Origin of the sequence: Kitasatospora sp. NPDC004615 (assembly GCF_042873545.1) — a bacterium.
GTDB lineage: Bacteria > Actinomycetota > Actinomycetes > Streptomycetales > Streptomycetaceae > Kitasatospora.
Map to the genome: position 1 here is coordinate 75217 of NZ_JBIALQ010000011.1, position 12176 is coordinate 87392.

The following is a 12176-nucleotide window of genomic DNA, read 5'->3' on the forward strand; positions in this document are numbered from 1 at the left end:
CTCAGCGGCCGGTCCAACCGAACCAGTTGAGGTGGTTGAGGGGCCAGACCACGGCGGAGGTCGGGCCGACCACGTTGTCGACGGGGACGGCGCCGCCGGACGGGCCGTCGCGGTGGTAGCGGGAGTCGGCGGAGTCGCTGCGGTGGTCGCCCTCGACCCAGATGTGGCCGGCGGGGACGGTGATGGGCCCGAAGTCCAGGCCGGAGCAGGAGTCGTCGCCGGGGTGCAGGTAGGGCTCGGCGACGGGCTGGCCGTCGACGCTGAGGGTGGTGCCGCGGCAGGCGACGGTCTGGCCGCCGGTGGCGATGACCCGCTTGACCAGGTAGTCGTCGCCGGGCGGCAGCAGGCCGATCGCGCTGAGGCCGGAGTGGATGGCGCCGGTGAAGGCGTTGCTGTCCTTCGGGGTGGGCGGCAGCCAGCCGCCCGGGTCCTTGAACACCACGGGCTCACCCGGTTCGGGCTTCCAACCGGTGAGCGGGGCAAGCTTGTTGACCGCGACCCGGTCGCCGATCTGCAGGGTGTTCTCCATGGAACCGGACGGGATGGAGAACATCTGGAACAGGCAGGACTTGATCACCACCGCGACCACCAGGCCGACGGCGATCATCACGGGCAGTTCCACGTACCAGGGCCGGCGCCTGCGCCAGCCCTGCTCCTGTGTGGTCTCCTCGGTCACCGCAACCGACACCGACACCGCCTCCTCGGGAAGGACAGCACGCTAACCCGCGCGCCGGACGCGGCGAAAATCCGGCCCTTACGCGGACCGGACAGACACACAGACACTACGGCCTGTCGCCGGCGATCGCCTCGTGATGCCTGATCACCTCGGCGATGATGAAGTTCAGGAACTTCTCGGCGAACACCGGGTCGAGGTGGGCGCTGACGGCCAGTTCGCGCAGCCGGGCGATCTGCCGGCGCTCGCGCTCCGGGTCGGCGGGCGGCAGCCGGTGCTCGGCCTTGAGGCGGCCGACCTGCTGGGTGGCCTTGAAGCGCTCGGCGAGCATGTGGACGACGGCGGCGTCGATGTTGTCGATCGACTCGCGCAGGCGGGTCAGCTCGGCCCGCACGGCCGGGTCGGTCTCCGCCGGGGAGGGGGTGGGCTGGTCCGTCATGGGGGCGGCTCCGATGCGGGTGCGGGTGGGCTCCGGGCACGGCGGGGCGCGGCGGACGGGCCGGCCCGGGCGCGGGCGAACGGCCAATCTAACAGGGCAAACACGTCGCTTTCGCCCCGATCACCGGCACGTTCCGCGATGTGGGACGGCCGCCGGACGGACTGCGCGCTGATCCGGCGGGAACGGCCGGGCAGGCCCTAGGCTGGGCGGGCCGCGGCCGCAAGTGCGGTCGCGGGTGGAGCAGTTCGACCGGCAGTTCCCCCTACAGGAGGTACCTGATCGTGGCAACGACCCGCACCGCGCACACCGAGTGGGAGGGCAACCTGCTCGACGGCAAGGGCCTGGTGACCTTCGACTCCTCGGGCATCGGCGAGTTCCCGGTGTCCTGGCCGTCCCGGGCCGAGGCCGCGAACGGGAAGACCAGCCCGGAGGAGCTGATCGCGGGCGCGCACTCGGCGTGCTTCTCGATGGCGCTCTCGCACGGCCTGGCGGGCGCGGGCACCCCGCCCACCAAGCTGGACACCAAGGCGGACGTGACCTTCCAGCCGGGCACCGGCATCACGGGCATCCACCTGACCGTGGTCGGCACCGTCCCGGGCCTGGACGAGGCGGGTTTCGTGAAGGCCGCCGAGGACGCGAAGGCGAACTGCCCGGTCAGCCAGGCGCTCACCGGCACCACCATCACGCTCAGCGCCTCGCTCGCCTGACCTGCCGCCCGACGTACCGCCCGACCTGCCCTCGAACGCCGCTTCGCTACGGCGGGTGAGCGCGGTCGTACGCCCCCGGCGTGCACCGGATCCGGTGCACGCCGGGGGTCTCGCACGTAATGTCGAGGCACATCTGCGGGCAATTCGCCCGAATCGACCCGCCGCCGGTCGCGCACAGTTACACCGGCGGCCTATGATCGGCGGACGTGGCCGAGGCCGCCGACAGCTCCCCGGTCACCGGCCGGGGTCCGCCGAGCGGAGCGGGGCCGCGGGCCGGTCTCCGCCCGCGTGGGTGTGGGCGGTGAGTCAGTGGCAGCAGCGGACGGGAGCGTGCCGTGCCGGGCCGGAACGTCGGGGCCGACGCACACCATCGGGGTGGGTGGCCCGAAGCGCCGCGCCCGCAGGGCGGTGCGCACTCCCCGGGGGTGGCCGACGGCCCGCCCCAGATCTGCACCGCCTGCGGCAGTTCGCTGAGCGCCGACGCGGTGCACCTGGCGGACGCGCTGCGCGCCAGCGAGTCCCGCTTCCGCGCCGCGTTCTCGGACGCCGGCATCGGCATGGCGCTGATCGACACCGACGACCTGGTGATCGAGGGCAACCCGGCGTTCGCGGCGATGCTCGGCCGGGAGACCTCCGAGCTGCCCGGCATGCACATCCACCGGATCATCGAACCCGAGGACCCGTCCCGGCAGCGCTACCGCGAGCTGGTGCGCGGCGAGCGCGACCGGATGCGCACCGAGAAGCGCCTCAAGCACCTCGGCGGGCAAGAGGTCTGGGGCCGCGTCACCGTCTCGCTGATCCGCGACGGCGCCGGCCGCCCGTACTACACGCTGGTCATGGTCGAGGACATCACCGAGCAGCGGCAGCTCGGCGACCGGCTGGCCTATCAGGCACTGCACGACCCGCTGACCAGGCTGCCCAACCGGGCGCTGTTCTACGAGCGGCTGGAAGCGGCGTTCAAGCCGGACGGTCAGGCCGGGCCGGCCGTCCGGAAGGACGAGCGCCGGATCGGGCTGTGCTACATCGACCTGGACGGGTTCGCCGCCATCAACGAGACCCTCGGCCACCACATCGGCGACCAGCTGCTGGTCGCCGTCGCCGCCCGGCTGGAGCACGGATTCGCCGACGGCGAGGGCCAGTTGGTGGCCCGCCTCGGCGGCGACGAGTTCGCCGTGCTGGTCACCGACAGCGGCGGCGACCAGCAGCTCACCCACCTGGCGGCGGGGCTGATGAACGCCCTGGAGCGGCCCTTCGAGGTGGCCGGCCACCGGCTGACGGTGACGGCCTCGATCGGCGTGGTGGAGCGCCCGGTGCGCGGTTCCACCCCGACCGACCTGATCCGCGACGCCGACTCCACCCTGTACTGGTCGAAGGCCGACGGCCGCGCCCGCTGGACGCTGTACGACCGCGACCGCGGCGCCGACCAGCTGACCAGGCACCTGCTGGCGACGGCGCTTCGCCCGGCCGTGGAGCGCGGCGAGTTCATCGTCGAGTACCAGCCGCTGGTGGGTCTGACGGACGGCGCGGTGCACGGCGCGGAGTCGCTGGTGCGCTGGCGCCACCCGCGCTACGGGCTGCTGTCGCCGGACCGTTTCATCCCGCTCGCCGAGGAGTCCGGGGCGATCGTGCCGCTCGGCAAGTGGGTGCTGGAGGAGTCCTGCCGGCAGGCCCGCCGCTGGCTGGCCGAGTTCCCGGACGCGGAGACCTTCGTCTCGGTCAACCTGGCCGCCCGCCAGATCTGGGACTCCGACGTGGTCGCCGACGTCGCCGAGGTGCTGGAGCGCACCGGGCTGCCCGCCCGGCTGCTGCAGCTGGAGATCACCGAGAGCGCGATCCTCGGCCCGAGCGGACGCCCGTTGCAGGCCTTGCAGGCGCTCGCCGAGATGGGCGTGCGGATCGCCATCGACGACTTCGGCACCGGCTACTCCAACCTCGCCTACCTGTCCCGGCTGCCGGTGCACGCGCTGAAGCTCGACGGCACGTTCATCGAGGCGTTCCGGGAGAGCCCGTCCGGCGACGGCGGGCGACGGCGCGCCGCCGACGAGCAGATCGTCGGCGCCGTCGTGCAGTTGGCGCACGCGCTGGGCCTGACCGTCACCGCCGAGGGCATCGAGCACGCCGCGCAGGCCGAACGCCTGCGGCAGACCGGCTGCGACACCGCCCAGGGCTGGTACTTCGCCCGCCCGGGCGCGCCCGACCGGATCGCCGAGATACTGCGGCAGTGCCCGCGCCGGTAGCCGTCAGGGCTTCGTGAGTCCGTACGCCTCGGCGATCATCCCGTAGGACGTCAGCCGGTTCTGGTGGCCGTGGATGTGCGAGGTCACCATCAGCTCGTCCGCCCCGGTGCGGCGGCGCAGCGCCTCCAGGCCCTCGGCGACCTCCGCCGGGGTGCCGAGCACCACGTTGGCCAGCCAGGAGTCGAGGAAGTCCTCCTCGGCCAGGGTGTACGGGTGCGCGGCGGCCTCCTCGGGGGTGGGGATCGGCCCGGGCCGGCCCTGGCGCAGCCGCAGCATGCCGAGGCCGGCCGAGCGGGCCAGCCACAGCGCCCGCTCGGTGCTCTCGGCGGCGACGGCGCTGACCCCGATCAGCGCGTACGGCTCGGCCAGCACCGCGGACGGGCGGAAGGTGTCCCGGTACAGGTCGAGCGCGGGCACCGTGTTGGCGGCGCTGAAGTGGTGCGCGAACGCGAATGGCAGGCCGAGCCGGGCAGAGAGCTGCGCGGAGAAGCCGGACGAGCCGAGCAGCCAGATGGGCGGGCGGGAGGCCGAGCGCGGCACCGCCTCCAGCCGGGCGTAGGGGTGGCCGTCGGGGAAGTCGCCGTCCAGGAAGTGGGTGAGTTCGGCGAGTTGGCGGGGGAAGTCCTCGGCGCCGTCGGCCAGGCCGCGGCGCAGGGCGCGGGCGGTGGCCTGGTCGGTGCCGGGGGCGCGGCCGAGGCCGAGGTCGATCCGGCCGGGGTGCAGGGCCTCCAGCAGGCCGAACTGTTCGGCGATGGAGAGCGGGGCGTGGTTGGGGAGCATCACGCCGCCGGAGCCGAGCCGCAGGGTGCTGGTGTGCGCGCCGAGGTGGGCGAGCAGCACGGCGGGCACCGAGGAGGCGACGCCGGGCATGCCGTGGTGTTCGGCGACCCAGAACCGGTGGTAGCCCCAGCGTTCGGCGCTGCGGGCGAGTTCGGTGGTGGCGGCGAGCGCCTCGGCGGCGGTGTGGCCGGTGCCGACGGTGGCGAGGTCCAGGATGGAGAGCGGGGCGGGGGCGGTGCCGGCCGCCCGGCCGCGGATCCGGTCGTCCTCGCCGGGGTGCTGTTCGGTCGGCTCCGGTGCGCTGCTCATGCGGTGCGTCCTCCTGGTGCCCCGGCCGGGCGCCCGGGCGTTCGTCGGAGCACAACCCGCCGACGGGCCGGGCTGTTCCCGCCGCCCGGCGCGAAATGTGTCGGCTGGCGAGTTCGCGCCAGCGCGGGAAGTCGCCAGGGGGAACGGTCGAGCCGGGGCCCGGGGATGCGGCAGGCTGGTGCCGTCGCGGACGACCTACCGGCTCCGCGCACCGTACGGATCGGCGGGCTCGACCAGCGCCGCCGGTCCTTCCCGAGCCCCCGCAGCGGCACCCCGCCGGGGGCTCTCAGCGTTCCCGGACACGTGTGCGACATCCCACACAGGGGTGCTTCAGGTGATGAAAGGTGTCCGCGCTAGCGTTGACCCTCGTTGCAGCTGCCTCTCCCCCGGGCGGGCTGGAGGGAGAGAACCTTGGACGCCAATGCCGCCATCGCACCGGCGTGGTACTGCGCCATCGCGCTGCTCGCGGTACTCGGCGACGCCTTCCTGCCGTTCCTGCCCAGCGGGACGCTGGTGATCCTGGCCGTGCTGAAGACCGGCCAGGTGGGCGGCTCGCCGCTGCCGCTGGCCGCCGGCGTGGCCGTGGCGTCCTTCCTCGGCGACCTGCTGCTGCTCAACCTGGCCCGGCGCGGCGCACCCGCGGTGAACCGTCGCCTGGAGCGCCGGCCCCGGCTGGCCGCCAACGTGGCCCGGGTGCAGCGGGCCCTGACCGGCCGCACCACCAGCCGGACGGCGGCGGCGATCGTCATCGTGGCGCGCTTCGTCCCGGCCGGACGGACGGTGCTGGACCTGGCGGTCGGTCACTCCCCGAACCGGCCCTGGACGTTCCTGCGCTGGTCGGCGGTTTCCGCGGTGGTGTGGGCGGCGTACATCGTCAGCCTCGGCTGGCTGAACCTGCACTGGTTCGACACCGAGTGGCTGAGCCTGGTGATCTCCAGCCTGGCGGCGACGGCGGTCAGCAGCCTGGTGGTCCAACTGGTCCGCCGACGCCGCCGGCTGGCCGTCCTGGTCGAGGGCGAACTCGTCTAGCAGGGGTTTTGTCCCAGGACGGCAACAGGCGGGCCCTGGCGGGAGCCGGGCGGACCCGGTCCGCGTGATGACTGGTTGAGGATGGGCGGCTTGGACCGTCCGTCCCGGGCATGCCATCCTTGGGTGGCGAAACCGTCAAATTGTCCGAGTTTGCCAGAAGTTGACCATCCGAAGCCGCGGCAGGCCTCCGGATCCCTTCTGGCCGGGCCCACTGCGGCAGGGGAGACCATGAGCACCATCTCGCGCAGGACAGTGCTGTCCGCCACGGCAGCCACCGCGGCCCTGGGAGCCGTCGCGGCCTGTTCCAGCGGAGGCGGTGCGACCGGCCGCCCGGGGTCGGACGCGGGCACCGGCTCGGGCGGCACCGGCAAGCCCGCGCCCGGCCAGTCCGGCACCAAGGGCACCCCGATAGGCGACGGCTCCAACGCCGACACCGGCCCGCAGCCCAACCAGCCCAAGTGGGAGAAGCTGAAGCCCGGCGAGGCCCCGCCGCAGTTCGTGGTGTTCTCCTGGGACGGCGCGGGCGCCACCGACGACGGCCAGTTCACCCGGTTCCTCAAGCTCGCCGAGGAACACAAGGCGACCATGACGTTCTTCCTCTCCGGCATCTACACGCTGCCGAAGGAGAAGGCCTCGCTGTACCACCCGCCGAAGCACTCGCAGGGCGCCTCCGACATCCCGTTCCTGTCCGAGAACGCCGTCCGCAACACGCTGAAGCTGATCAGCCAGGCCTGGCTGGCCGGCCACGAGATCGGCACCCACTTCAACGGGCACTTCTGCTCGACCCGCTCGGACGGCAACGGCGTCAACAAGTGGACGCCGGAGGACTGGGAGAGCGAGATCGAGCAGGCGGTCTCCTTCGTCACGCAGTGGAAGACCAACACCGGCTTCACCGACGTCGACCCGCTGCCCTTCGACTACAAGAAGGAACTGATCGGCGCCCGCACCCCGTGCCTGGAGGGCCAGAAGGCGCTGCTGCCGACCGCCGCCAAGCTCGGCTGGAAGTACGACGCCAGCTCGCCCGGCGGGCAGCAGATCTGGCCGCAGAAGGTGCAGGACGGCAAGATCTGGGACTTCCCGCTGCAGGGCATCCCGTTCCCCGGGCACAACTTCCAGGTGCTGTCGATGGACTACAACATCCTCGCCAACCAGTCCGCCGGCTCGACCAAGGGCGACCCGGCCAAGTACGGCGAGTGGCGCGACCAGGCCCGGGACTCCTACCTGGCGGGCTTCAACCGCGCCTACAGCACCAACCGCGCGCCGTTCTTCGTCGGCAACCACTTCGAGCAGTGGAACGGCGGCATCTACATGGACGCCGTCGAGGAGACCATGAAGCAGATCGCCGGCAAGCCGGACGTCCGCCTGGTCTCGTTCAAGCAGCTGGTCGAGTGGATGGAGGTCCAGGATCAGTCCACGCTGCGCAAGCTGCGCACCCTGGGCGTCGGCCAGGCCCCGGCCGGCGGCTGGCAGACCTTCCTCGGCACCGCCTGACGGTCCGCCGCCCCGCCCGCCCCGGCCGCCGCACCGCGCGGCCGGGGCGCGTGCTGCGGGTAGCGGTCCCGGACGGCGGTGGCGATCGTCTCGGACGCCCGGCCGTCGCCGTACGGGGAGGGCACCTCGGCGAGCCGCGCCGCGAGGCCCGGGTCGGCGAGCAACTCGCGCAGCGCGGCGTCGAGTTCGGGCCCGGGGCGGGCCAGCCGGGCGAACCCGGCCCGCACCGCCTCCGGACGTTCGGTGGAGTTGCGGACCACCACCAGAGGGCGCTTGAGCACCGTGCACTCCTCCTGGACGCCGCCGGAGTCGGAGACCAGCAGCCGGCAGTGCCGGGCCAGCGCCAGGAACGCGGCGTGGCCGAGCGGCTCGATCGGGCGCAGCCCCCCGCCGGCGGCGAGCAGCCCGGCGGACGCGGCGGCCGCCCGGGTACGGGGGTGCAGCGGCAGCAGCACCGGCAGCTCGAGGCCGCCGAGTTGGCCCAGCAGCCGGGCGAGCCGCTCCGGGTCGTCGGTGTTCTCGGGCCGGTGGACGGTGGCCAGCAGGTAGTTCTCGGGCGTGACGCCGTGCCGGGCCAGGACGGCGCGGGCGGCGAGGTCGTCGGGCAGGGTGGCGAGGGTGGCCTCGACCACGGTGTTGCCGGTGACCAGGATCCGCCGCGGGTCGATGCCTTCGCGCAGCAGGTGGTCGGCGGCGGTCCAGGTGGGCGCGCAGTGCAGGTCGGCGAGCGGGGCGATGACCCGCCGGTTGGCCTCCTCGGGCATGGCGGCGTCGAAGGACCGCAGGCCCGCTTCGACGTGCACCACGGGGACGCCCGCGCAGTGCGCGGCGAGCGCCCCGGCGGCGGCGGTGTTGGTGTCGCCCTGGACGATCGCGGCGGCGGGCGGGTGTTCGGCGAAGTGCCGGCTGAGTTCGCCGATCATCCGGCCGATCTGCTGCCCGCGCGGTTCGCCGCCGACGCCGTCCAGCCGGTGGTGCGGGGCGGGCAGGCCGTAGCCGGTGAAGAAGGCGGTGGTGAGGGCCGGGTCCCAGTGCTGCCCGGTCCACACCAGGCGGGTGCGGGGGCCCAACAGCCGGGCGAGGGCGGCGAGTTTGACGATTTCCGGCCGGGTTCCGAGGACCAGGGCGAGGTCGCGGGAGGTCATGGTGCTCCATGGGTGGGGCGGGACTCCGGGCTGGGGCTTCCGAATGGCGTCTCACATGGTCTTGAGGCCGCGTCGATGAGCGCCACGCGCCGCGCCCTTGCCGATCGGCCGCGCCGCAGGACCACCCGCCCGGCGCAACGGCCGGGCGCTCGGCGGCGGTGGCACCGACGGTCGATCGCGCCCGGCCGGGGCGTGGGGCGTCCGAGTGGACTTCCCGCCGACCTGCGCGTCACGGCGATCTGATGATCGGCCCGGCAGTCACCTTTGGCTCCGGCCCGGAAGCCACCGGGCCGAGACGAGAGGAGACGACCGTGTACGGACCTCACGTGGGCGGAATCCCGCCGGTCGCGGCCGGCGGCGGGGTGCTGGCCTCCACCGGCTCGCCCGGGCTCGGCCTGGCCGCCGCCGCGGCCACCGGCCTGCTGCTGGTCGGGGTGCTGCTGGTGCGGCGCGGCCGGCTGGCCGCCGGCCCCGGATCCGAGCACTCGGACGCCCAGCGCCCCGAAGCCCGGCGCCGCCGCCCCTGACCGCCGCCGGACCCGGGCGGCACGGCCGCCGGGTCCGGCCCGTCCGCCCCTCGCGTGGAGCCGCCCATGCCTGCCACCGCACTCTCCCGGCCGCCGGCCCGGCCGGCCGCCCGCCTCCGCCCCGGCCGCCTCGGCACGGTGTGCGGCCCGCTCTCCCTCGCCCTGGCCGGACTGCTGGTCGGCGGCGAACACATGTACCGCAACCTGGAGTTGACCGCCGTCGCCCAGCTGACGACCCACCTGTTGGGCCTGCGCACCCTGCTGCTGCCGAGCCCGAGCGCACCGGTGCTGTACGCGGGCGGGCCGGACCACCTGGAGCGCGGCATCGCGCTGACCACCGGGTGCAGCAGCGCCCTGCTGATCGCCCCGTTCGCGCTGGTCATCGGCCTGCTGCTGGCGTTCGGCCACCGCCGCCCCGGCCGGCTGCTGCTGGCCCTGGCACTGGCCGTCACGCTGATCGCCGGCACCAACCTGGGCCGGCTCACCCTGATCGTCGCCATGCAGCACCGCTACGGCAGCGCCGGCTTCGAGTGGACGCACGTCCTGTTCGGCTCGCTGCTGATGATGCTCGCCGCGCTGGCGGCCCTGCTGCTCTGCCTCGCCGTGGTCGCCCGCGGCTCCCACTCCGCCGAGGACGTCGCCCCGTGAGCCTGCTCGACCTCTCCGTCTGCCTGTCCTTCGTCCTCGGCGTCTGCTTCCTCGGCTACGTCGGGGTGATCGTCACCGGTTTCCTGCGCGCCCGGCCGGACGCCCCCGGCGACCCGTCCGGCTACCAGTGGCACTTCGTGATCCCGTGCCGCGACGAGGACGCGGTGATCGGCCTCACCCTCGACCACCTGCACCGGCGCTTCCCCACCGCCCGGCTCTGGGTGGTGGACGACCACTCGACGGACCGCACCGCGGAGGTGGTCCTCGCCCTCGCCACCGCAGGGCTGCCCGTCCACCTGGTGCGGCGCCGGCTGCCGGACGCCCGCACCGGCAAGGGCGACGCGCTGAACGCCGCGTACCACGCGCTGGAGAGCTGGCTGCCGCCCGGCACCGACCCGGACCGGGTGGTACTGACCGTGGTGGACGCCGACGGCCGCCCCTCGCCGAACCTGCTGCACGTACTGGCCGGGCCGGCCTCGTTCGGCGACCCGGCGATCGGCGCCGTCCAGGTGGAGGTGCGGATGTCCAACCGCGCGGTGGCCGCGCCGCTGCCCGGCCGGAGCCGGGCCGCCAACGCCCGCGCCCGGCTGCTGGCCCGCCTCCAGGACCTGGAGTTCCGCGGGCCGATCTCCGCCATGCAGATCACCCGGCGCCGCACCGGCACCGTCAACGTCGGCGGCAACGGGCAGGCCAACCGCCTCAGCGCGCTGCGCGCGGTCGCCGCCGAGACCGGAAACCCCTGGGGGAAGGCCCTGTTGGAGGACTTCGAACTGGGCCTGCGGATGATGCTGTCCGGCCGCCGCAACGGCTACACCACCACCGCCTGGGTCGAGCAGGAGGCGCTGTGGAGCGTCCGGCAGCTGCTCACCCAGCGGGTGCGCTGGGCGCAGGGCTCGATGCAGTGCGCCCGGTACCTGCCGCGGATCTGGAGCTCCCGGCAGTTCAGCGCGCTCGGCTTCCTGGAGGTCGGTTACTTCATGGCGCAGCCCTGGCTGCAGGTGGTCGGGCTGTTCGCGTACCTGCTGCCGATCGGGGTCTTCGGCTACCACGCCTGGGCCTACCCGGAGTTCACCGTGGACTTCCTCACCCACGGTGGCGCGCTGCTGATCGGCCTGTACCTGCTGATCGGTGTCACCGAGTTCGCCGTCTGGGGCCCGCTGTACCGGCGGCACTGCGAGCGGGACATCGGCCGGGGCTCGGCGCTGGCCTACGGGCTGGCGCTGGCGGTCTACGCGGTCGGGACGTACCTGGTCGCGGTGCGCGCGTTCTGGCGGCTGGTGCGCGGGGAGCGGAGCTGGCACAAGACCGCCCGGACGGGCGTGCATTGACGCTCAATCAAACCACTTGGACCGACTGCTCCATTCGATCGGATTTTCCGACTTTCGCATAACTCCCGTGCCTTATCAGGGAATTGATCGGCAGCCACTGGCACATCCACCACCAGAAAGGCGGTCCGCTCGTGACCACCACCCGCACCCGCGTCCTGGCCGGCGCAGCACTCGCAGCCGGCCTGTTCTGCTCCGCCGCACCCGCGTTCGCCGCGCTCACCTCCCCCGAAGCACTGGCGTACGTGGTCTCGGCCGACGCGCTGAACAACAACGTGGCCGTCCCGCCGCAACCGCAGTCCACCTTCCCGCCGGGCGGCACCAAGACCCTGGTGGGCCTCAGCGTCGGCCCGTTCGCGACCAACGCCACGCTCATCGCCACCACCGCGGGTGACCCGACGACCGGCACCTCGTCCGCCTCCGCCACCGTCGACCAGCTGAGCCTCACCCTCGGCCCGGCCCTGACCGGTGAGCTGACCGGCGTCAGCTCCACCTGCGACGCGGACCCCGGTAGCGCCACCGGCAACGGTGTCATCGCGAGCGGCACGGTCACCGTCCTGGGCGTCCCGACCACCTTGCAGGCGAACGCCCCGAAGAACACCAGCCTCACCGTCCCCGGCCTCGGCGACGTGATTCTCAACGAGCAGTCCACCGACGCCAACGGGGTGATCACCGTCAACGCCGTGCACCTCACCCTGCTGCCCGCCCTCGGTGGCGCCAACGTGATCGTCGGCCACGTCGAGTGCGGCGGCGCGCCGGCGGCCGCGACCGTCCCGATGATCAACACCCAGGTCGGGCTGATCGGTGGCTCGCTGGCCGCCGCGGCCGTCTTCGGCACCGTGTACCTGCGGCGCCGCGCCTGACCG

The 12176-nt window shown here is 73.5% G+C and carries 12 protein-coding genes; 8 read left to right on the top strand and 4 right to left on the bottom strand.

Annotated features, from left to right (window positions below):
- Position 1 precedes the first annotated feature (1 nt).
- Positions 2 to 688 (bottom strand): signal peptidase I, encoded by a 687-nt coding sequence (gene lepB / locus ACFYS8_RS31035; protein ID WP_387647336.1) that lies wholly within the window; start codon positions 686 to 688, stop codon positions 2 to 4.
- A 94-nt stretch (positions 689 to 782) separates the two neighbouring features.
- Complete coding sequence (locus ACFYS8_RS31040) at positions 783 to 1112, bottom strand: chorismate mutase (protein WP_387647338.1); 330 nt, start codon at positions 1110 to 1112, stop codon at positions 783 to 785.
- Positions 1113 to 1393: 281 nt separating this feature from the next.
- Here ACFYS8_RS31040 and ACFYS8_RS31045 point away from each other — a divergent pair, with 281 nt between their 5' ends.
- The gene (locus tag ACFYS8_RS31045; RefSeq protein ID WP_387647341.1) at positions 1394 to 1819 is read left to right on the top strand and encodes an OsmC family protein; all 426 of its coding nucleotides are present in this window, start codon (positions 1394 to 1396) and stop codon (positions 1817 to 1819) included.
- A 335-nt stretch (positions 1820 to 2154) separates the two neighbouring features.
- Positions 2155 to 4056, top strand: coding sequence for a putative bifunctional diguanylate cyclase/phosphodiesterase (locus tag ACFYS8_RS31050; protein WP_387647344.1), 1902 nt, complete (start codon positions 2155 to 2157; stop codon positions 4054 to 4056).
- Positions 4057 to 4059: 3 nt separating this feature from the next.
- Here ACFYS8_RS31050 and ACFYS8_RS31055 read toward each other — a convergent pair whose 3' ends face one another.
- Positions 4060 to 5145: an LLM class flavin-dependent oxidoreductase gene (locus ACFYS8_RS31055; RefSeq protein WP_387647346.1), complete on the bottom strand. Its 1086-nt coding sequence runs from the start codon at positions 5143 to 5145 to the stop codon at positions 4060 to 4062.
- Positions 5146 to 5556: 411 nt separating this feature from the next.
- On the opposite strand from ACFYS8_RS31055, the gene ACFYS8_RS31060 reads away from it, so the two are divergent.
- A complete protein-coding gene (locus ACFYS8_RS31060; protein WP_387647349.1) occupies positions 5557 to 6174 on the top strand; it encodes a DedA family protein in 618 nt (205 codons plus the stop codon).
- 228 nt (positions 6175 to 6402) lie between these two features.
- A complete protein-coding gene (locus ACFYS8_RS31065) occupies positions 6403 to 7665 on the top strand; it encodes a hypothetical protein (protein ID WP_387647350.1) in 1263 nt (420 codons plus the stop codon).
- Here ACFYS8_RS31065 and wecB read toward each other — a convergent pair.
- A complete protein-coding gene (gene wecB / locus ACFYS8_RS31070; RefSeq protein ID WP_387647353.1) occupies positions 7581 to 8810 on the bottom strand; it encodes a non-hydrolyzing UDP-N-acetylglucosamine 2-epimerase in 1230 nt (409 codons plus the stop codon). The genes ACFYS8_RS31065 and wecB overlap by 85 nt on opposite strands.
- Positions 8811 to 9121: 311 nt before the next feature.
- Here wecB and ACFYS8_RS31075 point away from each other — a divergent pair, with 311 nt between their 5' ends.
- The 4 genes from ACFYS8_RS31075 to ACFYS8_RS31090 all read left to right on the top strand — a co-directional run bounded on the left by ACFYS8_RS31075 (position 9122) and on the right by ACFYS8_RS31090 (position 12173).
- On the top strand, positions 9122 to 9337 hold the full coding sequence (locus ACFYS8_RS31075; protein ID WP_387647356.1) for a hypothetical protein: 216 nt from the start codon (positions 9122 to 9124) through the stop codon (positions 9335 to 9337).
- Positions 9338 to 9403: 66 nt separating this feature from the next.
- The gene (locus ACFYS8_RS31080; protein WP_387647359.1) at positions 9404 to 9985 is read left to right on the top strand and encodes an archaeosortase/exosortase family protein; all 582 of its coding nucleotides are present in this window, start codon (positions 9404 to 9406) and stop codon (positions 9983 to 9985) included.
- Entirely contained in the window at positions 9982 to 11313 is a 1332-nt protein-coding gene (locus ACFYS8_RS31085) for a glycosyltransferase (protein WP_387647361.1), read from the top strand. The genes ACFYS8_RS31080 and ACFYS8_RS31085 overlap by 4 nt, the downstream gene beginning before the upstream one ends.
- Positions 11314 to 11444: 131 nt before the next feature.
- The gene (locus tag ACFYS8_RS31090; protein ID WP_387647364.1) at positions 11445 to 12173 is read left to right on the top strand and encodes a choice-of-anchor P family protein; all 729 of its coding nucleotides are present in this window, start codon (positions 11445 to 11447) and stop codon (positions 12171 to 12173) included.
- The last annotated feature ends 3 nt before the right edge of the window (positions 12174 to 12176 follow it).